The organism is Streptomyces sp. NPDC058620 (genome assembly GCF_042717135.1).
Classification (GTDB): domain Bacteria; phylum Actinomycetota; class Actinomycetes; order Streptomycetales; family Streptomycetaceae; genus Streptomyces.
The window spans coordinates 24,040-49,420 of the sequence record NZ_JBHXQO010000026.1; the positions used below are offsets into that span (position 1 = coordinate 24,040).

The 25,381-nt window shown below is 70.7% G+C and carries 26 protein-coding genes; 14 read left to right on the plus strand and 12 right to left on the minus strand.

What is annotated here, in order from left to right; all coding sequences use genetic code 11:
* Positions 1-52: 52 nt before the first annotated feature.
* The 3 genes from ACFWSK_RS22700 to ACFWSK_RS22710 are packed head-to-tail and all read right to left on the minus strand — an operon-like array spanning position 53 to position 3,054.
* Positions 53-1,186 carry an Mrp/NBP35 family ATP-binding protein gene (locus tag ACFWSK_RS22700; protein WP_362835586.1) on the minus strand — a complete coding sequence of 378 codons (1,134 nt, stop codon included), beginning with the start codon at positions 1,184-1,186 and terminating at the stop codon, positions 53-55.
* A 43-nt stretch (positions 1,187-1,229) separates the two neighbouring features.
* Positions 1,230-1,790 (minus strand): DUF1003 domain-containing protein, encoded by a 561-nt coding sequence (locus ACFWSK_RS22705; RefSeq protein ID WP_383789111.1) that lies wholly within the window; start codon positions 1,788-1,790, stop codon positions 1,230-1,232.
* Entirely contained in the window at positions 1,780-3,054 is a 1,275-nt protein-coding gene (locus tag ACFWSK_RS22710) for a magnesium transporter MgtE N-terminal domain-containing protein (protein WP_383789114.1), read from the minus strand. Before ACFWSK_RS22710 ends, ACFWSK_RS22705 begins: the two co-directional genes overlap by 11 nt.
* Before the next feature lie 177 nt (positions 3,055-3,231).
* On the opposite strand from ACFWSK_RS22710, the gene ACFWSK_RS22715 reads away from it, so the two are divergent.
* Positions 3,232-3,993, plus strand: a complete 762-nt coding sequence (locus ACFWSK_RS22715; protein ID WP_383789117.1) for a hypothetical protein — start codon at positions 3,232-3,234, stop codon at positions 3,991-3,993.
* 21 nt (positions 3,994-4,014) lie between these two features.
* Here the strand turns inward: ACFWSK_RS22715 and ACFWSK_RS22720 are convergent, their stop codons facing one another.
* Both ACFWSK_RS22720 and ACFWSK_RS22725 read right to left on the minus strand, forming a co-directional pair.
* Complete coding sequence (locus tag ACFWSK_RS22720; protein WP_383789119.1) at positions 4,015-4,536, minus strand: hypothetical protein; 522 nt, start codon at positions 4,534-4,536, stop codon at positions 4,015-4,017.
* 13 nt (positions 4,537-4,549) lie between these two features.
* Positions 4,550-5,665, minus strand: coding sequence for a magnesium and cobalt transport protein CorA (locus ACFWSK_RS22725; RefSeq protein WP_383789122.1), 1,116 nt, complete (start codon positions 5,663-5,665; stop codon positions 4,550-4,552).
* A 410-nt stretch (positions 5,666-6,075) separates the two neighbouring features.
* Between ACFWSK_RS22725 and ACFWSK_RS22730 the strand changes: the two genes are divergently transcribed.
* The 4 genes from ACFWSK_RS22730 (at position 6,076) to ACFWSK_RS22745 (ending at position 9,304) form a co-directional block, all read left to right on the plus strand.
* Entirely contained in the window at positions 6,076-6,660 is a 585-nt protein-coding gene (locus ACFWSK_RS22730; protein WP_383789124.1) for a suppressor of fused domain protein, read from the plus strand.
* Between the two features lie 296 nt (positions 6,661-6,956).
* Complete coding sequence (locus ACFWSK_RS22735; protein ID WP_383789127.1) at positions 6,957-7,601, plus strand: DUF6758 family protein; 645 nt, start codon at positions 6,957-6,959, stop codon at positions 7,599-7,601.
* A gap of 86 nt (positions 7,602-7,687) precedes the next feature.
* Positions 7,688-8,554: a PHP domain-containing protein gene (locus ACFWSK_RS22740; RefSeq protein WP_383789129.1), complete on the plus strand. Its 867-nt coding sequence runs from the start codon at positions 7,688-7,690 to the stop codon at positions 8,552-8,554.
* A gap of 144 nt (positions 8,555-8,698) precedes the next feature.
* Complete coding sequence (locus ACFWSK_RS22745) at positions 8,699-9,304, plus strand: MarC family protein (protein WP_383789132.1); 606 nt, start codon at positions 8,699-8,701, stop codon at positions 9,302-9,304.
* 79 nt (positions 9,305-9,383) lie between these two features.
* Here ACFWSK_RS22745 and ACFWSK_RS22750 read toward each other — a convergent pair whose 3' ends face one another.
* Complete coding sequence (locus ACFWSK_RS22750; protein ID WP_383187436.1) at positions 9,384-9,536, minus strand: hypothetical protein; 153 nt, start codon at positions 9,534-9,536, stop codon at positions 9,384-9,386.
* A 210-nt stretch (positions 9,537-9,746) separates the two neighbouring features.
* On the opposite strand from ACFWSK_RS22750, the gene ACFWSK_RS22755 reads away from it, so the two are divergent.
* Entirely contained in the window at positions 9,747-10,658 is a 912-nt protein-coding gene (locus ACFWSK_RS22755) for an NYN domain-containing protein (protein WP_383789135.1), read from the plus strand.
* Between the two features lie 70 nt (positions 10,659-10,728).
* Here the strand turns inward: ACFWSK_RS22755 and ACFWSK_RS22760 are convergent, their stop codons facing one another.
* Positions 10,729-11,577, minus strand: a complete 849-nt coding sequence (locus ACFWSK_RS22760; RefSeq protein ID WP_383789138.1) for an alpha/beta fold hydrolase — start codon at positions 11,575-11,577, stop codon at positions 10,729-10,731.
* Between the two features lie 104 nt (positions 11,578-11,681).
* The gene (locus ACFWSK_RS22765; protein ID WP_383789140.1) at positions 11,682-13,727 is read right to left on the minus strand and encodes a DEAD/DEAH box helicase; all 2,046 of its coding nucleotides are present in this window, start codon (positions 13,725-13,727) and stop codon (positions 11,682-11,684) included.
* 439 nt (positions 13,728-14,166) lie between these two features.
* Here ACFWSK_RS22765 and ACFWSK_RS22770 point away from each other — a divergent pair, with 439 nt between their 5' ends.
* On the plus strand, positions 14,167-14,910 hold the full coding sequence (locus ACFWSK_RS22770) for a ferritin-like fold-containing protein (protein WP_383789143.1): 744 nt from the start codon (positions 14,167-14,169) through the stop codon (positions 14,908-14,910).
* Positions 14,911-14,935: 25 nt separating this feature from the next.
* Here ACFWSK_RS22770 and ACFWSK_RS22775 read toward each other — a convergent pair whose 3' ends face one another.
* The 4 genes from ACFWSK_RS22775 to ACFWSK_RS22790 form a co-directional block, all read right to left on the minus strand.
* Complete coding sequence (locus tag ACFWSK_RS22775; RefSeq protein ID WP_383789146.1) at positions 14,936-15,208, minus strand: hypothetical protein; 273 nt, start codon at positions 15,206-15,208, stop codon at positions 14,936-14,938.
* A 201-nt stretch (positions 15,209-15,409) separates the two neighbouring features.
* Entirely contained in the window at positions 15,410-15,637 is a 228-nt protein-coding gene (locus ACFWSK_RS22780; protein ID WP_173315718.1) for a DUF3107 domain-containing protein, read from the minus strand.
* Between the two features lie 153 nt (positions 15,638-15,790).
* A complete protein-coding gene (locus tag ACFWSK_RS22785; protein ID WP_173315720.1) occupies positions 15,791-16,432 on the minus strand; it encodes a TetR/AcrR family transcriptional regulator in 642 nt (213 codons plus the stop codon).
* A gap of 168 nt (positions 16,433-16,600) precedes the next feature.
* Entirely contained in the window at positions 16,601-16,816 is a 216-nt protein-coding gene (locus ACFWSK_RS22790) for a hypothetical protein (RefSeq protein ID WP_383789149.1), read from the minus strand.
* Between the two features lie 110 nt (positions 16,817-16,926).
* On the opposite strand from ACFWSK_RS22790, the gene ACFWSK_RS22795 reads away from it, so the two are divergent.
* The 7 genes from ACFWSK_RS22795 to ACFWSK_RS22825 all read left to right on the plus strand — a co-directional run bounded on the left by ACFWSK_RS22795 (position 16,927) and on the right by ACFWSK_RS22825 (position 25,221).
* Entirely contained in the window at positions 16,927-17,892 is a 966-nt protein-coding gene (locus ACFWSK_RS22795; RefSeq protein ID WP_383789151.1) for an alpha/beta fold hydrolase, read from the plus strand.
* On the plus strand, positions 17,877-19,439 hold the full coding sequence (locus ACFWSK_RS22800; RefSeq protein ID WP_383789153.1) for a DUF3152 domain-containing protein: 1,563 nt from the start codon (positions 17,877-17,879) through the stop codon (positions 19,437-19,439). The genes ACFWSK_RS22795 and ACFWSK_RS22800 overlap by 16 nt, the downstream gene beginning before the upstream one ends.
* 123 nt (positions 19,440-19,562) lie before the next feature.
* Complete coding sequence (locus ACFWSK_RS22805) at positions 19,563-19,658, plus strand: Ms4533A family Cys-rich leader peptide (protein WP_328905709.1); 96 nt, start codon at positions 19,563-19,565, stop codon at positions 19,656-19,658.
* Between the two features lie 211 nt (positions 19,659-19,869).
* The gene (locus ACFWSK_RS22810) at positions 19,870-21,597 is read left to right on the plus strand and encodes an ABC transporter substrate-binding protein (RefSeq protein ID WP_383789156.1); all 1,728 of its coding nucleotides are present in this window, start codon (positions 19,870-19,872) and stop codon (positions 21,595-21,597) included.
* 2 nt (positions 21,598-21,599) lie between these two features.
* Positions 21,600-22,589, plus strand: coding sequence for an ABC transporter permease (locus ACFWSK_RS22815; protein ID WP_383789158.1), 990 nt, complete (start codon positions 21,600-21,602; stop codon positions 22,587-22,589).
* Positions 22,590-22,594: 5 nt separating this feature from the next.
* Positions 22,595-23,584 (plus strand): ABC transporter permease, encoded by a 990-nt coding sequence (locus ACFWSK_RS22820; protein WP_383789237.1) that lies wholly within the window; start codon positions 22,595-22,597, stop codon positions 23,582-23,584.
* Positions 23,581-25,221 (plus strand): ABC transporter ATP-binding protein, encoded by a 1,641-nt coding sequence (locus ACFWSK_RS22825; RefSeq protein WP_383789160.1) that lies wholly within the window; start codon positions 23,581-23,583, stop codon positions 25,219-25,221. The genes ACFWSK_RS22820 and ACFWSK_RS22825 overlap by 4 nt, the downstream gene beginning before the upstream one ends.
* The last annotated feature ends 160 nt before the right edge of the window (positions 25,222-25,381 follow it).

The window sequence follows — 25,381 nt, forward strand, 5'->3', positions numbered from 1 at the left end:
GGACGCGTAAGGGGGCGGCCTCCGAGGAGGCCGCCCCCTTACGCGTCACGGCTCAGAACTTGTTGCGCGGGGTGATCCCCAAGGACATGCCGGACAGGCCGCGCTGACGGCCCCCCAGCTTCTCCGCGATGGAGCGCAGCGCGGCTCCGGCGGGGGAGTCCGGGTCGGACAGGACGACCGGCTTGCCCTCGTCGCCGCCCTCGCGCAGCCGTACGTCGATCGGGATGGAGCCGAGCACAGGCACCGTGGCACCGACGGTCTTCGTCAGACCCTCGGCGACCCGCTGACCGCCGCCCGAACCGAACACGTCGACCATCTCGTCGCAGTGCGGGCAGGGCATGCCCGACATGTTCTCGACGACACCGACGATCTTCTGGTGGGTCTGCACGGCGATGGAGCCGGCCCGCTCGGCGACCTCGGCCGCGGCCTGCTGCGGGGTGGTGACGACGAGGATCTCGGCGTTCGGTACGAGCTGGGCCACGGAGATCGCGATGTCACCGGTGCCCGGCGGCAGGTCGAGCAGCAGGACGTCCAGGTCGCCCCAGTACACATCGGCGAGGAACTGCTGGAGCGCGCGGTGGAGCATCGGACCGCGCCACACCACCGGGGCGTTGCCCGGCGTGAACATGCCGATGGAGATGACCTTCACGCCGTGCGCCGACGGCGGCATGATCATGTTCTCGACCTGGGTGGGCTTGCCGTCCACGCCGAGCATGCGCGGCACGCTGTGCCCGTAGATGTCCGCGTCCACGACGCCGACCTTGAGCCCGTCGGCGGCCATCGCCGCCGCCAGGTTCACCGTCACCGAGGACTTCCCGACGCCGCCCTTGCCGGACGCCACCGCGTAGACCCGCGTCAGCGAGCCGGGCTGGGCGAACGGCACCTCACGCTCCGCCGTGCCGCCGCGCAGCGAGCTCGCGAGCTCCTTGCGCTGTTCGTCGCTCATGACGTCGAGCGTGACCTCGACGCGGGACACGCCTTCGACGCGCGCCACCGCTTCGGTCACGTTGTTGGTGATGGTCTCGCGCATCGGACAGCCGGAGACCGTGAGATACACCGTGACAGCGACAACACCGTCCGCGTCGATCTCGATGGACTTCACCATGCCGAGTTCGGTGATCGGACGGTGGATCTCCGGGTCGTTCACTGTCGCCAGTGCTTCACGCACCGCGTCTTCCGTAGCCATACCGACGATGTTACGGCGCATGCCCCTACGCCCGGGTAACCCGTCAACGGTCGCCTTCGTCACTCTCCACCTGCGAGAGGACCTGTCGGTCCTCCATGTCCTTCACCATGTCCTGCAGCTCCGACCTGATCCAGTCCCTCGTGGCGACCTCGCCGAGGCCCATCCGGAGCGAGGCGATCTCCCGGGTGAGGTACTCGGTGTCGGCGATGGAGCGCTCGTTCTGCTTGCGGTCCTGCTCGTGGGTGACCCGGTCGCGGTCGTCCTGCCGGTTCTGCGCGAGCAGGATCAGGGGGGCCGCGTACGAGGCCTGGAGCGACAGCATCAGGGTCAGGAAGATGAACGGGTACTCGTCGAACCGCAGCCCCACGGGCGCGGAGATGTTCCACACCACCCACAGGATGACGATCAGCGTCATCCAGACGAGGAACCGTCCGGTGCCCAGAAAACGGGCGATGCGCTCAGAGAACCGGCCGAACGCCTCCGGGTCGTACTCAGGCAGCAGACGGCGCCGCGGGGACTTCGGCTGGTCGAGCCGGGGCCGCGGTGGGCGCACGAGGCCCGAGGAGCCCGTCGACGCCGCCCTCGGGCGCTCCTCACCGGCCACGGGCGATCCCCTCCTCGCCGAGGAAGTCGGCCTCGCGCCAGTCCTCCGGCAGCAGGTGGTCGAGCACGTCGTCCACGGTCACCGCGCCGAGCAGCGATCCGCTCACGTCCACGACAGGCACCGATACGAGGTTGTACGCGGCCAGGTAGCTGGTGACGACGGGCAGCGGGGTGTCCGGAGACAGCGGTACGAGGTCACTGTCGACGATCGAGCCGACGAGGGTGAAGGGCGGATCGCGCAGCAGCCGCTGGAAGTGCACCGTGCCGAGGTACTTGCCCGTCGGGGTCTCGTCCGGCGGGCGGCAGACGTACACCTGCGCGGCCAGCGCGGGGGACAGGTCGGACTGCCTGACCCGGGCGAGCGCGTCGGCGACCGTGGCGTCCGGCCGCAGCACGATCGGCTCGGTCGTCATCAGACCGCCCGCCGTCCGCTCCTCGTACGCCATGAGGCGCCGCACGTCCGCCGCGTCGTTCGGACGCATCAGTGCCAGCAGCCTCTCCTTGTCCTCCTCGGGCAGCTCGGAGAGCAGGTCGGCCGCGTCGTCCGGGTCCATGGCCTCCAGGACGTCGGCGGCCCGCTCCTCCTTGAGCTTGCCCAGGATCTCCACCTGGTCGTCCTCGGGGAGCTCCTCCAGGACGTCCGCGAGCCGGTCGTCGTCGAGCGCGGCGGCGACCTCCGCACGGCGCTTCGGCGACAGATGGTGCAGGGCGTTGGCCACATCCGTGGGCCGCAGGCGTTCGAACGTGGCCACCAGACTCTCGGCGCCCTGCCCGTGCTCGTCCAGCGAGAAGCCGCTGACCGCCGACCACTCGACGGTCAGGGTCTCGCCCTTGCGCCGCAGCGCACCGCCGCGCCCCTTGCGTACGAAGTACTTGTCGATCTCCCAGTCGCGGCGGGCCGGGAGCTGCTGGATCGATACGTCGAGGATGGTCACCTCCTCGCCGGTCTCCACCAGCCGGACCCGGCGGTCGAGGAACTCGCCGAGGACCAGACGTTCGGTCGGGCGCTGTTCGAAGCGCCGCATGTTGACCACGCCGGTCGTGATGACCTGACCGGACTCGACGCCCGTCACCCGGGTCATCGGCAGGAAGATCCGCCGCCGGCTCGTCAACTCGACGACCATGCCGAGCAACCGCGGCGGGCGCCCGCCGACCCGCAGCATCGCCACGAGGTCACGGACCCGGCCGACCTGGTCCCCATTGGGGTCGAAGACGGGCACACCGGACAGGTGTGAGACGAAGATCCTGGGAGCGCCCGCGACCATCCCGTGCACCTCCTCCGACTCTGTTGTGAATGCACCCTTATGCCGGGATCAGGCTAGCCCGTACCGCTCCGCGGCGCCCCGGCGGGCCGTCCGTACGGCTCTCTGCGAAGAGGCGTAGTCGGCACGGGTACGCTGCCGTCTGCCACCCCCGACACGCAGATGAGAGGCAGTGCGCCCGTGACCTCTTTTGCCCCGGCCGTCCGGGCCCATCACCGGACCGTCCTCGCCGCAGTGCTCTGTGCGGGGCTGACCGCAGCCCTCACGGCGTGCGCCGGAGAGGACCCGGACAAGGGCACCAACGGCATCGGCAAACTCGGCGCGGCGGAGATCGACAAGAAGACCAGAGCTGCCGCGGACTCCGCGGACGCGGTACGTCTCGCGGGCACCCTGGTCAGCAAGGGCGGCACGTACCGGCTCAACATGCAGCTCAACGCCCAGGGCGGCACGGGTTCCGTCACCTCGAAGAAGAACACCTTCGCACTGCTGCGGATCGGCGACGAGCTCTTCCTCAAGGCCGACGCCGGTTTCTGGAACCCCGAGACGAGCGACAAGGGCGAGAAGAGCGATCAGGCCGCCGCCGACAAGCTCCAGGGCAAGTACGTGAAGGTGCCCGAGGGCGACCCCACGTACAAGCAGCTGCGCGGGTTCACGGACAAGAAGATCCTGCTCGACGGCCTGCTCGCCCTGCAGGGCGAGGTCAACAAGGGTGACCGGGACAAGGTCGCCGGGGTCCCCACCGTGCAGATCATGGGCGGAAAGGGTGAGGGCGGCGCGCTCGACGTCTCGCTGAAGGGCACCCCGTACCCCGTACGGGTCGCGCGCGGCGGAGGCGGGGGCACGGTCACGCTCGCCGACTGGGGCAGGCCCTTCACCCTGCAGCCGCCGCCCGAGGAGGAGACGGTCGACTACGGCGGCCAGCTCCCCAAGTCCTCCAGCTGAGGGCCGGGGCCTGGAGTCCCGTCAGCTCTTCCGGCGCCGCTTCAGCAGCAGCCGGGGGAGCGCGGCGGGCACGGGCCGCCTGGTCGTCGCCCCGGTCGGCAGCGGCACCGCGGCCAGCGAGGAGTCGGGCAGCTCCGTCCGGGACTCGCCGGGCTCCAGCCGCAGCACGCGGCACTCGCGCGCCCAGCGCTCGGTCATCAGCTCGGCGTCCGGCGCGTTCAGCCGCTTGCCCTTGAGCTCGGCGACCGCCGCCGCCCACTCCTCTGAGCGCGGCGCCGGCTCGGTCACCGCGGCGGTCCAGACGACGAGCCGGCCGCCCTTGTCCTTGCTGCGCACGGTGACCTCGGCCGCCGCCCCGTCCGTGAGCCCGTCCGGGAGCGGCTGCTCGCCGGGGCCGTCGCCGACCAGGTAGGCGGCGCCCTCGTGCCAGACGTGCCACAGGGCCCTGGCGTGGCCGGTGCCCCGGACCCAGATGAGCCCGGACTTCTTGGTGGCCTCCTCGACAAGAGCCCGGCCCAGCAGCACGTCAGCAGCAGCAGTCATGGCGCGCACTCTATTAGAGCCAGCCGTTGCGCTTGAGGGTGCGGTGGATGGAGAAGCAGACGACGCCGATGACGCCCATCACCATCGGATAGCCGTACGTCCACTGAAGCTCAGGCATGTGATCGAAGTTCATGCCGTACACCCCGCAGATCATCGTCGGTACGGCGATGATGGCCGCCCAGGACGTGATCTTGCGCATGTCCTCGTTCTGCGTGACGGTGGCCTGCGCGAGGTTGGCCTGGAGGATCGAGTTCAGCAGTTCGTCGAAGCCGATGACCTCCTCCTGCACCCGGGCCAGGTGGTCGGCCACGTCGCGGAAGTACTTCTGGATGTCCGGATCGATCAGCCGCATGGGCCGCTCGCTCAGCAGTTGCATCGGGCGCAGGAGCGGGGACACGGCCCGCTTGAACTCCAGCACCTCACGCTTCAGCTGGTAGATCCGGCCCGCGTCCGAACCGCGCGGGCTGCCCTTCGCCGGGGTGGAGAAGACGCTGATCTCCACCTCGTCGATGTCGTCCTGCACCGCCTCCGCCACCGCGATGTACCCGTCCACGACGTGGTCGGCGATGGAGTGCAGCACGGCCGACGGGCCCTTGGCCAGCAGCTCGGGGTCGTCCTGGAGACGGTGGCGCAGGGCGCGCAGTGAACCCTGACCGCCGTGCCGGACCGTGATGACGAAGTCCCGGCCGGTGAAGCACATGACCTCACCGGTCTCGACGACCTCGCTGGTCGCGGTCAACTCGGCGTGTTCCACGTAGTGGATGGTCTTGAAGACGGTGAACAGCGTGTCGTCGTACCGCTCCAGCTTGGGGCGCTGGTGTGCGTGGACCGCGTCCTCGACGGCCAGCGGGTGGAGGCCGAACTCCCGGGCGATACCGGCGAACTCCTCCTCCGTCGGCTCGTGGAGACCGATCCAGGCGAAGCCGCCGTCCTCGCGCACCCGGAGCATCGCCTCGTGCGGGGTCTGGCAGCCGGCCGCCTCCTGGCGCCGTCCGTCGCGATAGACCGCGCAGTCGACGACCGCGCTGGAGGCGGAGGGGTCGCGGGTCGTGTCGTAGCTGTTGTAGGGGGCGTTGCTCTTGCGCAGGGACGGGCGCACGGCGGCGCGCAGGTCACGGATCATCGACATGGCTGGCTCCTTCACGGAGGGCCGTCGGCGGGCACGTGGAACAGCCCGGAATGGGGACGTGTCACTACGTCCGCAAAGCGGGCGGCACCGCGGCAGCGCGATGACGGCGTTCGCTACAGACAGGCAAAAACGAGGGGCTCTTCCGTCGCGCGAACTGCCGTTGGCCTGGACCGTGAAGGCTTCAGGAGACAGAGGGAAGGCGTCGGGCGGAAGAGCGGCTGGTACTGCACGGTCGACTTGGATCCATGACAGTCCCCACCTCCTCCGGCCGGTCCCCCGTGAGGGACGACGTGTGCCGGGACTGAGAGAGCAACGCTTCTGCGTGCTGTCCCGGCTGGCGGCCAGGCTACCAGCCGACTCGGGGTCAATCCCTTTCTTTGCCCGTTTCTGACGCGTCCTATGCTCGCGGCATGGAAGAAATTCTTGCGTTGGTCGAGGCCCGGCTCCGTACCGCCCTGGGCGAACCGGACGCACGCGCCGACGTGACCTTCCTCGGTACGGACCGTATCGAGGTTCTCCGCTTCATCGACGGCGACGTGGTGCGGTACGCCACGCTCGGCATGTCCGGGCAGCCGATGGCCGACCCCACCTCGCCCCTTGCCGACCCGGTGAAGGGTCCGCGCGCCGAGCTGATCCTGTCGGTACGGGTGGGGCTCGCCGACACCGACCAGGTGCTGCGACCGCTGGCCGTGCTGGCCGCGTCCCCGCAGGTCGAGGGGCTGATCGTGGCGCCCGGCGCCTCCCTCGACGTGGGGCAGCCGCTGTGGCCCGGAGCGCCCTTCAGCTCCGTCCTGGTCGCCGAGCCCGGCGGGCTGGTCGAAGACCTGGAGCTGGACGAGCCGATGGACCCGGTGCACTTCCTGCCGCTTCTGCCGATGACGCACAACGAGGCCGCCTGGAAGCGGGTCAGGGGTGCGCAGGAGCTTCAGGAGCGGTGGCTGTCGCAGGGCACGGATCTGCGTGATCCGCTGCGTACGTCCGTGGCGCTCGACTGAGGCGTCGCACCGGACTGAGACGAACGGCACAGACCTCGCCCGCGGCCAGGAGGGGGAGGCGCGGGCGGGGAGCAAAGGGAGGGCCGCGGCGGTCGGTTGGCGAAGGCCGTGCCGCCGTCGGAGGGGTCCACTCCCCGCACGGCTCTCTTGCTCTCCGTCGGCTCGATGTCTTATGCGCGGAATGAGTTAGGCAATCTAATAAGTGTAAAACGCATCTATTTTCCCCGGTCAAGGCCACGCTGCGGACGGGTGATCGTCCTTGACGCGGCGACCACCGGAGAGGACCGTTGGACGCTATGAGGGGCGAACCCAGTTGCCCGAAGTGCGGTGGCCGGGTCAGGGCGCCCGGTCTCTTTGCCGACTCCTGGCAGTGCTCCGTGCACGGCCAGGTGCACCCGATGCAGCCGGTGATCCCACCCAGCGTCGAGTCGCTGGGAGTCGTGGTGCACCGGGCTCAGGTCCCGGTGTGGATGCCCTGGCCGCTGCCGGTGGGCTGGCTGTTCACGGGCGTGGCCTCGGCAGGGGACGACCGCAGCGGCGGGCGCGCCACCGTCGTCGCCTGCTCGGGTCCCGGTCCGCTCGGCGGATTCGGTGAACTGCTGCTCGTCGCCGAGGAGCTCGGTGTCGGGCTCGGCGCGCGGTACGCCGGCCTGGACGGCCCCGACCCCGGCCCGCGGCTGTGCGTCGACGGGGCCCCCGAGGCCAAGGTGCACGCCGCCGGACGCCCGACACCGCTCTGGCACGTCAAGGGGACCCCGGACGACCGGGCCGTCTTCGCGGGCGAGGCGCGCGGGCTGTGGCTCTGGGCGATCGTCTGGCCCGAACAGTCCGGGCTCCTGATGTACGACGAGCTCGTCCTGACCGATCTGCGCGACGCCGGTGCGGAAGTGGATCTCGTGCCGTGCGGCGCGCTGACCCCGCGCCTGCTCACTCCGCCCTGACGGGCCGGACGGCCGACCGGGGGAGTGCGTGCGCCGGTTATCCTTGAGCGTCCCCCTGTCCGGCTGCGAGCACTGGAGTAAGCGTCGTGCGCATCGACCTGCACACCCACTCCACCGCGTCGGACGGCACGGACACCCCCGCCGAGCTGGTGGCCAACGCCGCCGCCGCGGGTCTGGACGTCGTCGCCCTCACCGACCACGACACCGTCGCGGGCCATGCCGAAGCGGTCGCGGCCCTGCCCGACGGCCTCACCCTCGTCACCGGCGCCGAGCTCTCCTGCCGCATCGACGGAGTGAGCCTGCACATGCTGGCGTACCTCTTCGACCCCCACGAGCCCGAACTGGCCCGCGAGCGCGAGCTGGTACGGGACGACAGGGTGCCGCGCGCACAGGCCATGGTGCTCAAGCTCCAGGAGCTGGGTGTCCCCGTCACCTGGGAGCAGGTCGCGGCCATCGCCGGGGACGGCTCGGTCGGCCGCCCGCACATCGCCACCGCGCTCGTCGACCTCGGCGTCGTCGAGACCGTCTCCGACGCCTTCACGCCCGAGTGGCTCGCGAACGGCGGACGCGCGTACGCCGAGAAGCACGAACTCGACCCGTTCGACGCCATCCGGCTGGTCAAGGCCGCGGGCGGCGTCACCGTCTTCGCCCATCCCCTGGCCGTGAAGCGCGGCGAGGTGGTGCCCGAGGAGTCGATCGCGCTGCTCGCCGCGGCAGGGCTCGACGGCATCGAGGTCGACCACATGGACCACGACGCGCCCACCAGGGCCCGGCTGCGCGGACTCGCCGGCGACCTGGGGCTGCTGACCACCGGGTCCAGCGACTACCACGGCACCCGCAAGACCGTGCAGCTCGGTGAATACACCACCGACCCCGAGATCTACGGCGAGATCACCCGGCGCGCGGCGGGAGCCTTCCCGGTGCCGGGCGCCGGCGGACCCCGCCGCCCGTAAGGCACGCGGCGTCCGCGCCGTACTCCCCGCAGTCCCGTCACACCTTCGCGCGCCCGGCCACCACGGCCGCTCACGGCTGTCTTCACCCCTGCCGCCGGGCCGCGCCCCTCCTGTTCGACCCGCTCCCCACTCGCAAGGCTCACTGTGTTCGACGTCGCTGTCTTCGGATCCCTTTTTCTCACGCTTTTTGTGATTATGGACCCGCCCGGAATCACCCCCATCTTCCTGGCCCTCACCGCCGGCAGGCCCGCCAAGGTCCAGCGCAGAATGGCGTTCCAGGCCGTCGCGGTCGCCTTCGGCGTGATCGCCGTCTTCGGTCTGCTCGGCCAGCAGATCCTCGACTATCTCCATGTCTCCGTCCCCGCGCTGATGATCGCGGGCGGACTCCTCCTGCTGCTCATCGCGCTGGACCTGCTCACCGGCAAGACCGACGAGCCCACGCAGACCAAGGACGTCAACGTGGCGCTCGTACCGCTGGGCATGCCGCTGCTCGCCGGCCCCGGTGCGATCGTCTCGGTGATCCTCGCGGTTCAGAACGCCGACGGTGCGGCCGGTCAGATCTCGGTCTGGACCGCCATCGTCGCCATGCACGTCGTGCTCTGGCTCGCGATGCGCTATTCGCTGCTGATCATCCGCGTCATCAGGGACGGCGGCGTGGTGCTGGTGACCAGGCTCGCGGGGATGATGCTCTCGGCCATCGCCGTCCAGCAGATCATCAACGGTGTCACCCAGGTCATCCAGAACGCCTGAACCCGGACACCACAGCGCCCCCGTACGGTCCTTCCGTACGGGGGCGCTCGTCTTTAGCGGCGTAATGCTGTGTCAGGCGTTACGAGGCCGAACTGTCGGCCGGCCGGATGTAGATGCGCTGGCCTATGGCTGCGGCCTGCTGCACCATCCGGTTGACGGAGGCGGCGTCCACGACAGTGCTGTCCACGGCGGTACCGTCGACATCGTCGAGTCGCATGATCTCGAAGCGCATATGGCTTCCCTTCGTCTGATCCTCCTGCTGGAGAACTGCTGTCAGGACGGGGCTACCCGTCCGCAAGGATGAGGAGCACAAGGCATGGTGTCCCGCGCTCCACAAGGGGTACAACGGCTTGCCTTCTGCAAACATTCCCTACGCTAAGGAAATTTTTTGGATGTCTAACTACCAGGTAGCAGCTGCGCAGCCGCGGCCGACGAGGTCCGCATGAACGAAGCGGACGCGCAGACGGAGGGCCAGGCCGATATCCGCGAGTGCCTGGAGCGCACCAACGCACTGCTCACGCGCGTGCTCGCGGAGGTGTCGAAGACTCCCTCGACCCACGCGATCTTCGTGGACGCGGGATATGTGTACGCCGCGGCCGGACTGCTCGTCACCGGTACGGAGGACCGCCGCAACTTCGACCTCGACGCGGAAGGGATGATCGAGGCATTCATCGACAAGGCGCGGACTATCTTCGCGGACAGCAGGCTGCTGCGCGTCTACTGGTACGACGGGGCCAGGCGCCGTATCCACAACGTCGAGCAGCAGTCCATCGCCGAACTCCCCGACGTCAAGGTCAGGCTGGGCAACCTCAACGCCAACAACCAGCAGAAGGGCGTCGATTCACTCATCCGCACCGATCTCGAATCACTCGCCAGGCACCGTGCCATCAGCGACGCGGCGCTCGTGGGCGGGGACGAGGACCTGGTGTCGGCGGTCGAGGCGGCGCAGGGGTACGGGGCCCGCGTCCACCTCTGGGGCATCGAGGCGGGGGAGGGGCGCAACCAGGCAGAGCCGCTGCTGTGGGAGGTCGACAGCACGCGCACGTTCGACCTCGACTTCTGCCGCCCCTACGTCACACGGCGCTCCGTCACCACGTACGAGGACGACAGCCCGGCGCCCTCGCGCGAGAGCGTCCGCTTCGTGGGCGCGCAGATCGCCGCCACCTGGCTCTCGGCCCGTGGCCGTGAGTCCCTGGCCGACCTGCTGCCCGGTCATCCCTATCTGCCGGGCTCCGTCGACCAGGACCTGCTGGTGGAGGCCGAGCGGCTGCTCCAGCACTCCCTGCGGGGCCACGCCCACCTGCGGCGCGCCCTGCGCGACGGCTTCTGGCAGCACCTGCAGTCGCAGTACTGAGCCGGGCGGCCACCTGACGCTCCCGGTCATGGGGGGCGTCAGGTGGCCGTTCGCCGTCGTGGGCGCGGGGTCAGTGGCTGTCCCAGAACGAGACCAGCGCCGCCGCCGTCTCCAGGGGCCGCGCGGTGTTGGGGGAGTGCTCGGCGCCCGCGATGGTGGTGCGGCGGGCGCCCAGCCGCCGGGCCATGTCGTCGATCCGGTCCACGGGCCAGACGTCGTCGCTCTCCCCGGACACGACGTGGACGGGCAGGGGCAGGGCGGCGAGCTCCGCGACCCGGTCCGGCTCTACGGACAGCTGGGCGCCGGTGGCGAGGAGCTGCGCGGGGCTGTGGCTCAGCCAGCGGCGGCGCAGGTCCTCGCCGTCGCCGGTGTCGGCGTCCTGCGGCGGGTCGAGGGCGCGCATGGCCTCCCACACCTGCGCCATGGTCAGCGTGCGCAGTGCGTCGCCGAGCATCTTGATCCTGTCCCGCTGGCCGGGGGCGACCTCTGCGGGTCCGGAGGACATGAGGGTCAGTGAGCGGAAGGGGGAGGCGTCCAGTAGTACGGCGGCGCGGGCGACCTGACCGCCCAGCGAGTGGCCCAGCAGGTGGATGCGGTGTCCGGCGGCACCGAGCACCTCCGCCTGCGCCAGCACATCGCGGGCCAACTCCGGTTGTGCGTAAGCTTCCTGACGGTCCGTCCCCGTCGACTCGTACTGCCCGCGGCCGTCCACGGAGACCACACGGTAACCGGCCTCGGCGAGCGGTTCGAGCAGGGCGATGAAGTCCTCCTTGCTGCCGGTGTAACCGGGCAGCAGGAGCGCGGTGGAGTGCGCCTCGGTACGCGGTACTGCGTCCAGCACGGCGAAGTCCCCGCGCGCGGTACGCAGCGTGTGCGCGCGGGCGCAGGGCGGCGGAGTGAAGGTGGGTGGCCGGCTCATGGGACGAGGCTATCGCCGGTCGGCGGCGCGGCCGGGGCACACGTACGAGAGGCCGGGTGCTCCGCGTGGTGCGGAGTACCCGGCCCCTCGTGTCGTGCGGTGGATCAGCTCTCGGCCGTGGCGGCTTCGGCCTTCGCCGTCGTCGTGCGGGCACGGCGGCGGCGCGGCTTCGCGGGGGCCTCGGACTCGCCCTCGGCCACTGCGGGCGCGGTTGCCTCGGCGGCCTCCGCCTTCACGGCGGTCGCACGGGGGGCACGGCGGCGGCGCGGCTTCGTCTCGCCCTCGGCGGCCGGGGCCTCCACGACCGCTTCCGTCTTCGGCTTGGCGGCGGGGCGCGTCCGGCGGCGCGTCTCCGTCACCGGCTCGGTCGGCGGGGCGATCTGGAAGTCGACCTCGTCGACCGCGGGCTTGACGACACGGGCGCGGCGGCGCGGCTTGGTCACCGGCTCGGCGGCCGCGACGGCGTCCGCCGCGACGGTCTGGAAGTCCGCCGCCGCCTCCGCCTTGGCCTTGCTCCGGGTGGCCCTCGTCTTGGGCGCGGCGGCCTCCGTCACCGTCTCCGTCACCGTCTCGGCCACCGGCTCGGCGGCGGTCGCACGGGGGGCACGGCGGCGGCGTGGCTTCTCCTCGGCCACGGGCTCCGCCACGTCCTCGACGGCGACCGGTGCGGCCTCGGCCACGGCGACCGCTGCCTCGGCGACGCCCTCGGGGGCACCGACGCGGGCACGGCGACGGCGGCGCGGCGTGCGCGGCTCCGCCGGATCGGCGTCGGCCGGCTCGACAACGGCCTCGGTGGCCGGGGCGGGCACCGTGGCGGCGCCCTCCTCGAGCGTGCTGCCACCACGCGTACGACGACGCTGGCGCGGCGTACGGGCCGGGCGCTCCTCACGGACGGGCGCCGGGGCCGATGCGGCGGACTTGCGGCCGCGGCCACCGGTCTCGCCGAGGTCCTCGAGCTCTTCGGCCCGCAGACCCGCACGGGTGCGCTCGGCACGCGGCAGGACACCCTTGGTGCCGGCCGGGATGCTGAGCTCCTCGTAGAGGTGCGGCGACGTGGAGTACGTCTCGACCGGGTCCGGGAACTTCAGGTCGAGCGCCTTGTTGATCAGCTGCCAGCGCGGGATGTCGTCCCAGTCCACCAGCGTGATCGCGATGCCCTTGGCCCCCGCGCGGCCGGTGCGGCCGATGCGGTGGAGGTAGGTCTTCTCGTCCTCGGGCGACTGGTAGTTGACGACGTGGGTGACACCCTCGACATCGATACCTCGCGCGGCGACGTCGGTGCAGACGAGGACGTCCACCTTGCCGTTGCGGAAGGCGCGCAGCGCCTGCTCACGGGCGCCCTGGCCGAGGTCGCCGTGGACCGCGCCGGAGGCGAAACCGCGCTTCGCCAGCTGCTCGGCGATGTCGGCCGCCGTGCGCTTCGTACGGCAGAAGACCATCGCGAGGCCGCGGCCCTCGGCCTGGAGGATGCGGGAGAGCATCTCCGGCTTGTCCATGTTGTGCGCGCGGTAGACGTACTGCGCGGTGTTCTTGACGGTCGTGCCCTCGTCGTCGGGCGAGGTGGCGTTGATGTGCGTCGGCTGCGACATGTAACGCCGCGCGAGGCTGATGACGGCGCCCGGCATGGTCGCCGAGAACAGCATCGTCTGGCGCTTCGGCGGCAGCATCGTGATGATGCGCTCGACGTCGGGCAGGAAGCCCAGGTCGAGCATCTCGTCGGCCTCGTCGAGGACGAGCACACGGATGTGCGAAAGGTCGAGCTTGCGCTGGCCCGCCAGGTCGAGGAGACGCCCCGGGGTGCCGACGATCACGTCGACGCCCTTCTTGAGGGCCTCGACCTGCGGCTCGTACGCACGGCCGCCGTAGATCGCGAGGACGCGGACGTTACGGACCTTGCCGGCGGTCAGCAGGTCGTTGGTGACCTGCTGGCACAGCTCACGGGTCGGAACGACGATCAGGGCCTGCGGCGCGTCGGTCAGCTTGTCGGGCGCGGCACGCCCGGCCTCGACGTCGGCGGGGACGGTGACGCGCTCCAGGAGCGGGAGACCGAAGCCGAGCGTCTTGCCGGTGCCGGTCTTGGCCTGGCCGATGACGTCGGAGCCGGAGAGCGCTACGGGGAGCGTCATCTCCTGGATGGGGAAGGGGGACATGATGCCGACTGCCTCAAGGGCTTCGGCCGTCTCGGGAAGGATTCCGAGGTCGCGGAACGTAGTCAGGGTGCTGCCTCTTCTGTGAGACGCGGTCCGAGGCGAACGCTGGGGGTCGTACCGTGCCGGGGTTGGTCATCCGGCCGTGGATGGGCCGGGTGGCGCGGGACCACTGCCGTCGCTCGAGCGCTCGTGCCGCTGAGGGGGCCCCTCATCTGCGGTCGTACGTGTCGTACGCCCCGCGTGGAGGGCTGTCGGGTCGGAGCCGATCGGGCCACCGACCGGGCATCCTCATTCAAAAGCGCTCCGAGCACAGTCAAATGCTCAGTAAGCGCAATACCACTGTACCCCGGATTCGCGCATGTGTGTTGGGCGAATTCATCGGAACGGTGTGACGTCCGTGGTCGACCGGGCCCATACGCCTCTCCCGCGGGCGGCTATTGTGCGCTCCATGGAGACGCCTGACAACGCCAATGAAGCCCCCGCACTCACCGGGATCGCCGCCCAGGACTGGGCCACCGCGTCCGCCGCGCCGCAGTACCGCGCCGCTGTCGTCGATCTTCTCGGCGCACTGGCCTACGGGGAACTGGCGGCCTTCGAGCGACTCGCCGAGGACGCCAAACTCGCTCCCACACTCGGTGACAAGGCGGCGCTGGCAAAGATGGCCTCCGCCGAATTCCATCATTTCGAGCGGCTGACCGAGCGGCTCACGGCGATCGACGAGGAGCCCACGGCGGCCATGGAGCCGTTCGCGAAGGCGCTCGACGATTTCCACCGCCAGACCGCGCCGTCGGACTGGCTGGAGGGCCTGGTCAAGGCGTACGTGGGCGATTCGATCGCCAGTGACTTCTACCGGGAGGTCGCGGCCCGGCTCGACACGGACACCCGTTCCCTCGTCCTGGCCGTGCTCGACGACACAGGGCACGGGAACTTCGCCGTCGAGAAGGTGCGTGCCGCCATCGAGGCCGAGCCGAGGGTCGGCGGACGTCTCGCGCTGTGGGCCCGCCGGCTGATGGGCGAGGCGCTCTCGCAGGCCCAGCGGGTGGTCGCCGACCGTGACGCGCTGTCGACGATGCTCGTCGGCGGAGTGGCCGACGGATTCGACCTGGCCGAGGTCGGCCGGATGTTCTCCAGGATCACCGAGGCGCACACCAAGCGGATGGCGGCCCTCGGGCTCGCGGCGTAAGCCGCCCGCGCGGCGGGGCCCGGCCCTACTGGGCCGCCGCCGAACGGGCCAGACGGCGGCTGCGCGGGCGGATCAGCAGGGACAGCGTCACCGTCCCGACGAACACCGCACCGGCCAGGGTCGCCAGCAGATGGCCCGCCCCCAGCGCCGAGTGCGTCAGAAACGCGCCGAACAGGGCTCCCAGTGCGCCGGTGACGAAGACCGCACGGACGGGCGGGAGCCGGTCCGGCAGTGAGCGGAGCGCCGCCCAGGAGAGGACGAGTCCGAGCACGACGGAGCCGAAGGTTTCCCAGATCACAGAGGATCACCTCGCGGGTTGCGGGGAGGGCAAATCGGTCGTAGGCGGTACTACCCGGGGCCCGCGGAACGCAATCCTCCCGCAGTCCGCGGGAACACCTCCGGGGGACGGCCGACGGCGCATCCCGGTGAACGCGCACGGCACGAAGGAGCGGCCCGGCGGACATCCGCCGGGCCGCTCCTTCTGTGCTTCGCGTCGCGCCTAGAGCGCGCCGAACCCCACACGCCGGGTGCTGGGCTCGCCGATCTCCACGTACGCGATCCGGTCGGCCGGCACCAGAACCTTGCGGCCCTTGTCGTCCGTGAGGCTGAGCAGCTGCGCCTTGCCGGCGAGCGCCTCGGCGACCGCGCTCTCGACCTTTTCGGCGGAAAGCCCGCTCTCCAGAACGATCTCCCGGGGCGTGTGCTGCACCCCGATCTTGACCTCCACGGCTATGTCCCTCCGACGGTCAGTCTCTGCGCGGTGAACCGCGCCGTACGCAGCACACATTAGCCCGGTGAGGGGACCGACCACGGCCCGACCGGCAACGCCCGCAGCGAACACCGGAGGTGATCACGGGGGTCCGGCCCGGCTCGCGGCGGGTCAGTGCTGTTCGATGCCGTGCAGCGGGAATCCCGCGATGCCCCGCCAGGCGAGGGAGGTCAGCAGCTGCACCGCCGTGTCGCGGGGGATGCTGGAGCCGCTGGAGAGCCAGTAACGGGCCACCACCTGGGAGACACCGCCCAGGCCGACAGCGAGCAGCATGGACTCGTCCTTGGACAGTCCCGTGTCACCCGCGATGACGTCCGAGATGGCCTCGGCGCACTGGAGCGAGACCCGGTCGACCCGTTCGCGTACCGCCGGCTCGTTGGTCAGGTCGGACTCGAAGACCAGCCGGAAGGCCCCGCCCTCGTCCTCCACGTACGCGAAGTAGGCGTCCATCGTCGCCTCGACGCGCAGCTTGTTGTCCGTCGTCGAGGCCAGCGCAGTACGCACCGCCTGGAGGAGCGACTCGCAGTGCTGGTCGAGCAGGGCCAGATAGAGCTCCAGCTTGCCCGGGAAGTGCTGGTAGAGCACTGGCTTGCTGACGCCCGCGCGCTCGGCGATGTCGTCCATCGCGGCGGAGTGGTAGCCCTGCGCGACGAAGACCTCCTGCGCGGCGCCCAGCAACTGATTGCGTCGGGCACGGCGGGGCAGGCGAGTGCCCCGCGGGCGCGCTGCCTCTGTCTGCTCGATGGCTGTCACGCCGCCTCCCAAAATTGTGTTCAAGCACAGCTGTTCCATGCACGCTGCGCCGTGCGGCCATCGTACTTTTGGGTAACCCGGGTGTGCGCGGCGCGGACGCAGAATTTCACGGACCGGACGACTGCGATAGCCACAGATGTGTGGAGTCAGAGAGCAAAGCGGGGCGTATTACCGGTAATCGTCTTCGTCCAGAGGGACAACACGCATCTGCTCCGCGGCATCCGCCTCGTTCGCCCTGTCCCGGTCGATGCTCGCAAGAGGGTCGTCGCTCCGCGGCTGGACGTCTGCATGCTGCTCAGCGGCATCGGCATCGGGGGTCTCGTGGTCCGGTTCGTCGGGCTGGACGTCATCGAACGTGTCCGGGTCGCCGGGGTCGACCGTCATGGTGTCTCCCTTCCCTCCCTTGCAGCCTAGGAGCAACCCCGCCGAGCCGCTATGCGGTCTGTGACCGCGAACACATGAACCGGCGCGTGATCGTCTCGTAACATTGCCGCATGTCTTCGACCGAGCTGCCGGGTATCCGAGCCGCCGCTGCCGCGGCCGCTCCCACGGTCAGTGCCGTCAGGGTCGCCGAGGGGGAGGAACTGCGCTCCGTCACGCTGGCGGGCCTCACCCTGGCCGTCCGCTCCCGGCCGCCGCTGCGTACGGGGCTCGATCCCGCCCTCTACGTCCACGGGCTCGGCGGCTCCTCCCAGAACTGGTCGGCGCTGATGCCGCTGTTGGAGGACGTGACCGACAGCCAGGCGCTGGATCTCCCCGGTTTCGGGGACTCGCCGCCGCCGGACGACGGCAACTACTCGGTATCCGGGCACGCGCGCGCCGTGATCCGGCTGCTCGACGCGGAGGGACGCGGGCCGGTCCACCTCTTCGGCAATTCCCTGGGCGGCACGGTCGCCACCCGGGTCGCGGCCGTCCGCCCCGACCTGGTGCGCACCCTCACCCTGATCTCGCCCGCGCTGCCGGAGCTCCGGGTCCAGCGGTCGGCCGTGCCGACCGCGCTGCTGGCCGTTCCGGGCATCGCCTCCCTCTTCTCCCGGCTCACGAAGGACTGGACCGCCGAACAACGCACCCGCGGTGTCATGGCACTCTGTTACGGCGATCCGGCACGGGTCTCCGAAGAAGGATTCCGTCACGCGGTGGCGGAAATGGAGCGCCGACTGGGGCTGCCGTACTTCTGGGACGCCACGACGCGCTCGGCCCGGGGCATCGTCGATGCCTACACACTGGGCGGACAGCACGGACTGTGGCGCCAGGCCGAGCGGGTGCTCGCACCGACCCTGCTGGTGTACGGCGGACGGGACCAACTCGTCTCGTACCGGATGGCACGCAGGGCGTCCGCGGCCTTCCGCGACGCCCGGCTGGTGACACTGCCCGAGGCCGGGCACGTGGCGATGATGGAGTACCCGGAGACGGTCGCCCAGGCGTTCCGGGACCTGCTCGACGAATGCGGCGGGAGCTGATCCGGGGCGTGGGACGACACAGCCGAAAGGGGCCCGAGGCCAAGAGCCAGGGCAGCACGAGCGCCGGGAACGCCGACGGCGATCCCGGGACGGGCCCGTCAAGGGCCGCTCCGGCGGGGGCAGCCCCGTCCGGGGCCGGCAACGGACGGCGCAGGCGCGGAGCCGCCACGCCGGCCGGGGGTGACGGTCATTCACCGTTCCACGGCGTGCCGCAGGTACGCGGAGGTCACCCCGAGCAGCGCGAGGCCGGCGGCGGCTGGGGAACCGGGCCGCAGCAGCGGTCCGGCGAGTGGCAGGGCGCCGGGCGGCAGGGCCGGGCGGCAGGGCCGGGGCAGGCGGGGCCCCCCGGACCGGCGGGATTCGCCGGAGCGGCCCGCGGCGGGGCGCCGCGAGGGCGTCCGCCGCAGATGTCCGGCACCGGGTCCACGGCACAGCAGATGTCCGGCACGGGGCAGTACCCCGCACAGCAGGTGTCCGCCCAGCAGGCGGTGGCCCGGCAGGTGTCGGCCCAGCAGGCGGCGCAGCGCGCGGCCGACCGGCGCACCGGGATGCGGCCCACGGCGGCCGGGGCATCATCGGTCCCCGGGCCCCGACGGGAGTTCGTCGACGCGTTCGACGGCGCCCCGCCGGCTTCCCCGCCGCCCGCCGACCCGAACGTCTCGGTCACCGAATGGGATGACAGCCGGCCGCTCCCGGACGGTGCGGCCGAGGCCGAGGACGCGGTACCGGGCAAGGGCGGGAAGGGGCGTACCTTCACCGGGATCGCAGCCGCCGCCGTCACGACCGTGCTCGCCGTCGTGGTGGCCGGGCAGGTCGCCCAGGACACGGACGCCGACCGGGACATCGCCTCGCAGGCCGCCGGAGTGGACCGCGAGGGCAGCAAGGACGCCTCCCGCTCCGACACCCGGCCCACGCCGCAGCCGAAGGTGCTCAAGGTCAAGCCCCTCTCGTACGCGCAGAAGATGGCGAAGCCCTATCCGCTCGCTCCCGGGCTCGCGGCCGACGGGGAATTCGAAGCGGTTCCGGGACTGGCGAAGGCGCCGGGCAAGGGAAAGAAGTACCGCTATCGGATCGATGTCGAAAAGGGGCTCGGCCTCGACAGCGGATTCTTCGCCGACGCCGTGCAGAAGACGCTGAACGACGACCGTAGTTGGGCACACAACGGTGCCATGACATTCGAGCGGATCTCCTCGGGCGAACCCGATTTCGTGATCACCCTGGCCAGTCCGGGGACCACCGGAGCCTGGTGTGCGAAATCGGGCCTGGACACGATGCAGGACAACGTCTCCTGCGATTCGGCCGCGACCGAACGCGTGATGATCAATGCCTACCGCTGGGCCCAGGGATCGTCGACCTTCGGTCCGGAGAAGCTCATGGCCTACCGTCAGATGCTCATCAACCACGAGATCGGCCACCGGCTGGGCTACGGGCACGTGAACTGCGAGACCCCTGGCGAGCTGGCCCCGGTGATGCAGCAGCAGACCAAGTCGCTGGAGATCGGCGGAATCAAGTGCCGCCCCAACCCCTGGGCGCATCCAGGCGATTGAGGCTGCCACGCTCCTCGCCGGTGACGGCCGCTCAGGGCCCCGCATCCGCACTCTGTCCGGATGGTGGGACGGGCGTCTCATTCCGCGTTGACATCGGCGACCGGGTCGTTCATATTTCTCGGCATGTCACGCAGTCCTGTCACCTCCGAGCGCGCCGCCATTGAGCTGGCGCTCCTCGGCGTGACCGGAATCTGCGTAGCCGACGTTCTCTGTCGCTGACGCCTGCCCGAGCGCGCGTCGGCCCTTTTCCGGACCATTTTGGGATCTTCCCGGATCCTTTCCGGTTCCTCGGCCATTCATGACTGCCGCGCCTGGGCGTATTCCGCCCGCAGGCGCGGCATTTCGGTGTTCTGTCCCGTACTTCTCGCTGTCGCCTGCGCAAGGACCCTTCCTCATTCCTGCCAGCAGTACACCGAGAGGTCATCTTCCAATGCGTCAAACGTCCGTCATATCGCGCCGCGTGGCAGCGGCAGCCGTCGGTCTGGTCCTGGCTGTGGGCGTCGCTGCCTGCGCCGGGCCCCAGGACAGCAAGGGGAGCGACGGCGAATCGGGCGCCGACGGCAAGCCCCGGAAGGGCGGCACGCTCACCGTCCTGAACAGCAACCCGCAGGAGGACTTCGACCCCGCCCGGCTCTACACCTCCGGCGGCGGCAACGTCCCCTCCCTCGTCTTCCGTACGCTCACCACCCGCAACCGCGAGGACGGCGCCGCCGGTGCGAAGGTCGTCCCCGACCTCGCGACCGACCTGGGCACGCCCAGCGAGAACGCCACCGTCTGGACGTACACCCTCAAGGAGGGGCTGAAGTACGAGGACGGCACCCCGATCACCAGCGCGGACATCAAGTACGGCATCGAGCGCTCGTTCGCCGCCGAGCTCTCCGGCGGCGCCCCGTACCTGCGCGACTGGCTGATCGGCGGAGCCGACTACCAGGGCCCGTACAAGGACAAGAAGGGCCTCGACTCCATCGAGGTGCCGGACGCCAGGACCATCGTCTTCCGTCTCAACAAGCCCGAGGGTGAATTCCCCTACCTGGCGACCCAGACCCAGACCACCCCCGTACCGAAGGCCAAGGACACCGGCACGAAGTACGAGGAGCACCCGGTCTCGTCGGGGCCGTACAAGGTCGTCACGAACGAGAACGACGGCGAGCGCCTCGTCCTGGAGCGCAACCCGCACTGGTCGGCGGCGACGGACGAGGAGCGCAAGGCGTATCCGGACCGGATCGACGTGCGCTCCGGGCTCGACTCCGCGGTCATCAACCAGCGGCTCTCCGCGTCCCAGGGCGCCGACGCCGCGGCCGTGACCACCGACACCAACCTGGGCCCCGCCGAGCTCGCCAAGGTCACCGGCGACAAGGCGCTCGCGTCACGCGTCGGCACCGGCCGCTTCGGCTACACGAACTACATCGCGTTCAACCCGAAGGTGAAGCCGTTCGACGACCCGAAGGTGCGGCAGGCGATCGCGTACGCCGTCGACCGCTCCTCGGTGGTCAACGCGGCCGGCGGGTCCTCGCTCGCCGAGCCCGCCACGACCTATCTGCCCAACCAGAAGTCCTTCGGATACACGCCGTACGACCACTTCCCGGCAGGCAAGACCGGTAACGCGGAGAAGGCCAGGGAACTCCTGAAGGAGGCCGGTCACCCCAAGGGCCTGACCGTCACCCTCACCCACTCCAACGACAAGGACTTCGAGACCAGCCCGGAGATCGCCACGGCGCTCCAGGCCGCGCTCAAGAAGGCCGGGATCACCGTCGAACTGCAGGGTCTCGAGAGCAACGACTACTCCGACACCATCCACAGCGCCGACAAGGAGCCGGGCTTCTTCCTCGCCCACTGGGGTGCCGACTGGCCCTCCGGAGGCCCCTTCCTCGCGCCGATCTTCGACGGCCGGCAGATCGTGAAGAACGGCGCCAACTTCAACACCGGCTTCCTGAACGACGCCTCGGTCAACAAGGAGATCGACGAGATCAACAAGCTGACCGACCTGAGCGCCGCCGCCGAGCGCTGGGGCGCGCTGGACAAGAAGATCGGTGAGCGGGCGCTGACCGTGCCGCTCTTCCACCCGGTCTACAAGCGGCTCTACGGCCAGGACGTCAAGAACGTCGTCATCAGCGACTGGACCGGCGTCCTCGACATCTCCCAGGTCTCGGTCAAGTAACCATGTCCGAGGCACTTCTGGTCCAGGAGGCGGGAGCGGCGCCGGTCGCCGCCCCCGCCTCGGGGGCCCGGCTGTTCTGGCGGCGGCTGCGCGCACAGCGCGCGGCCACCGCCGCGGCGGCCGTGGTCCTCCTGCTCGTCCTGGTCGCACTCGCCGCGCCGCTCCTCACCGCGCTGGCCGGCCAGGACCCGAACACGTACCACCCCGACCTCGTCGACTCGGCGGCCGGCGGCGTGCCGATCGGCTCCTTCGGAGGCATCAGCGCGGAACACTGGCTCGGCGTCGAACCCCAGACCGGCCGCGACCTGTTCGCGCGCATCGTCTACGGGGCACGCGTCTCGCTCGGCGTCGCCGTCGTCGCGACCGTCCTCCAGGTCGCCATCGGACTCGTCATCGGACTCGCGGCCGCCCTCGGCAGCCGCTGGGTCGACCAGGTCCTCAGCAGGATCACCGACATCAACGTCGCCCTGCCGATCATGGTGACCGCGCTGGCGCTCCTCGCCATCGTCCCGGAGTCCTTCCCCCGGCCCGTCCTGATCGCCCTCGTCATCGGCGGGATCAACTGGGCCGGCACCTCGAAGATCGTGCGGGCCCAGGCACTCGCCCTGAAGTCCCTCGACTTCGTCTCGGCGGCCCGGCTCGGCGGACGAGGCACCTGGAGCATCGCGAGGCGCGAGCTCCTGCCCTCGCTCGCAGCGCCCGTCATCACCTACGCGGCCCTGATGTTCCCCGCCAACATCGTCGTCGAGGCGGCTCTGTCCTTCCTCGGCGTCGGCATCAAACCGCCGACCCCGTCCTGGGGCCAGATGCTCACCGAGGCCGACACCTGGTACCAGGCGGCCCCCACCTATCTGCTGCTCCCCACCGGGCTGCTCTTCGTCACCGTGCTCGCGCTGACCGTCCTCGGCGAGGGCGTGCGCACGGCACTCGACCCGCGTGCCGCGTCGCGGCTGCGGGTCGGCACCGGACGGAAGAAGGAACAGTCCTCATGACTCCCATGACCGGATTCGTACTCCGCAGGCTCGGGGGCGCCGTCTTCGTGCTCCTCGCGCTCACCGTCCTCCTGTACGCGATCTTCTACGTCGCCCCCGGTGACGTCGCCCAGATCGCCTGCGGCCCACGCTGCTCACCCGCCCAGGTCGCCCAGGTCACCGAGCAACTACGGCTGAACGACCCGGTGTACGTGCAGTACGGGCACTTCCTCCAGGGCCTCGTCGCCGGTCGCGACTTCTCCACCGGCACCGGCACCGAGCACTGCTCCGCGCCCTGCCTCGGCGTCTCGTACCAGAGCGATCAGCAGGTCACCCAGCTGATCCTGGCCAAGCTGCCCGCCACCGGGTCGCTCGTCATCGGCGCCTTCGCCGGGTACGTCGTGCTCGGCGTCGGAACGGGCGTGCTGTCCGTGTGGCGGCGGGGCCGGATCACCGAACGGGTGCTGACCTGGCTGACCCTCGCGGGCACCGCCACACCCGTCTTCGTCATCGGGCTGCTGCTCATCATCGTCTTCTGCTCCACGCTCCAGTGGCTCCCGTCGCCGACGTACGTGCCCTTCACCGAGAACCCCGAGCAGTGGGCCTGGGGGCTGCTGCTGCCCTGGGTGTCGCTGACGCTCATCGAGGCCGCCAAGTACGCGCGGCTGACCAGGAGTTCGATGCTGGAGACGCTCGCCGACGACCATGTGCGCACCTTCCGCGCCTACGGGGTCGCAGAACGCGCCATCATCGGGCGGCACGCGCTGCGCGGGGCGCTGGCGCCCGTGATCGCGCTCAGCGCCCTCGACGTCGGCACCATGTTCGGCGGCGCGGTGCTCACCGAGTCGCTCTTCGGGATTCCGGGCATCGGGCGCGAACTCGTCCACGCCGTCAAGGTCGTCGACCTGCCGGTGGTCGTCGGCATGGTGCTGGTGACCGGCTTCTTCGTGGTGCTCGCCAATGCCCTCGCGGACCTGCTGTACGCGCTGGCCGACCGACGGGTGGTCCTGTCATGACACAGCCCCTGGTGGAGGTCGAGGACCTCACCATCGACTTCGGTGACGTACGGGCCGTGGACGGCCTCTCGTTCACCCTGGAAGCGGGCGCCGCACTCGGCGTCGTGGGCGAGTCCGGCTCCGGCAAGAGCGCCTCCGCGTACGCCCTGCTGGGCCTGCACCGCGGCACGGGGGCCCGGGTCTGCGGAACGGTCCGCGTCGCGGGTACGGACGTGGGCGCCGCGGACGACCGTGCGCTGCGGGCCCTGCGGGGGGCGCAGGCCGCCATGGTCTTCCAGGACCCGCTGTCCTCGCTCGACCCGTACTACGCGGTCGGCGACCAGATCGCCGAGGTCTACCGGGTGCACACCTCCGCTACGAGGCGGGCGGCCCGGGCGCGGGCCGTGCAGGTCCTGGACCGGGTCGGCATCCCAGACGCGGCCCGGCGGGCACACTCCCGGCCGCACGAGTTCTCCGGCGGGATGCGGCAGCGCGCCCTGATCGCGATGGCCCTGGCCTGCGAGCCGCGGCTGCTGATCGCCGACGAACCGACCACCGCCCTGGACGTCACCGTGCAGGCCCAGATCCTGGACCTCCTGCACGGCCTGCGCCACGAGACGGGCATGGGGCTTCTGCTGGTCACCCATGACGTGGGCGTCGCCGCGGAGAGCGTCGACGAGGTGCTGGTCATGCGGGCGGGCCGGGAGGTCGAACGCGGCCCCGTCGCCGAGGTGCTGGGCGCGCCCCGGCAGCCGTACACCCGGGAACTGCTCTCGGCGGTGCCGCGGGTGGACGCGCCACGGGTGACGCCCGTCCCTCGCCCCCGGGCGGACGCCGACGCGGTGCCCCTGCTCGAAGCGGTTGACCTGCGACGCGAGTTCGGCCGGGGACGCGACCGGGTCGCCGCCGTGGACGGGGTCTCGCTCACCGTCCACGCGGGCGAGACCCTCGGCATCGTCGGCGAGAGCGGCAGTGGCAAGACGACGCTCGGGCGGATGCTCGTACGGCTGCTCGACCCGAGCTCCGGGCGGCTCCGTTACGGCGGGACGGAGATCGGTTCGCTGTCCGGGAAGGCGATGCGCCCGTACCGGCGGGACCTCCAGATGGTCTTCCAGGACCCGGTGTCCTCGCTCAACCCGCGGCGCTCGATCGGCGAATCCGTGGCCGACCCGCTCCGGGCGGCGGGGGAGGGCGACGAGGAGCGCATCCGGGCCCGGGTGGGTGAGTTGCTGGAGCGGGTCGGACTCGACCCCGACCGGTACGAACGCTATCCGCACGAGTTCAGCGGCGGCCAGCGCCAGCGGGTCGGAATCGCCCGCGCGCTCGCCGCCGGACCCAAGGTGATCGTCTGCGACGAGCCGGTATCGGCGCTCGACGTCACGACCCAGGCCCAGGTCATCGCGCTCCTCGCCGAAATCCAGCGCGAGCTGGGCATCGGACTCGTCTTCATCGCCCACGACCTCGCGGTCGTACGGCAGGTCAGCGACCGGGTCGCGGTCATGCGGCAGGGCCGGATCGTGGAGCAGGGGCCGGCCGACGAGGTGTACGGCAATCCCCGCGACGCGTACACCGAACAGCTCCTGGCCGCCGTGCCCGCGCTCGATCCGGGGCTAGCGGCGGTGCGCCGGAAGGCCCGCAAGGAGCTGGCCGCAGCCTGACCCTGAGTAACTCAACGACTCCTTATCGCGACGGAACGCCACGGGAGCAGGAAAGTTACGACGGTTCACCCCTTTCGGTGGGGGGGGGGGGGCCCCCCCCCCGCCGCCCCCCCCGGGCCCGGGACGGGCGGGGCCGCGCGCGGGGCCCCCACCCCCGCCG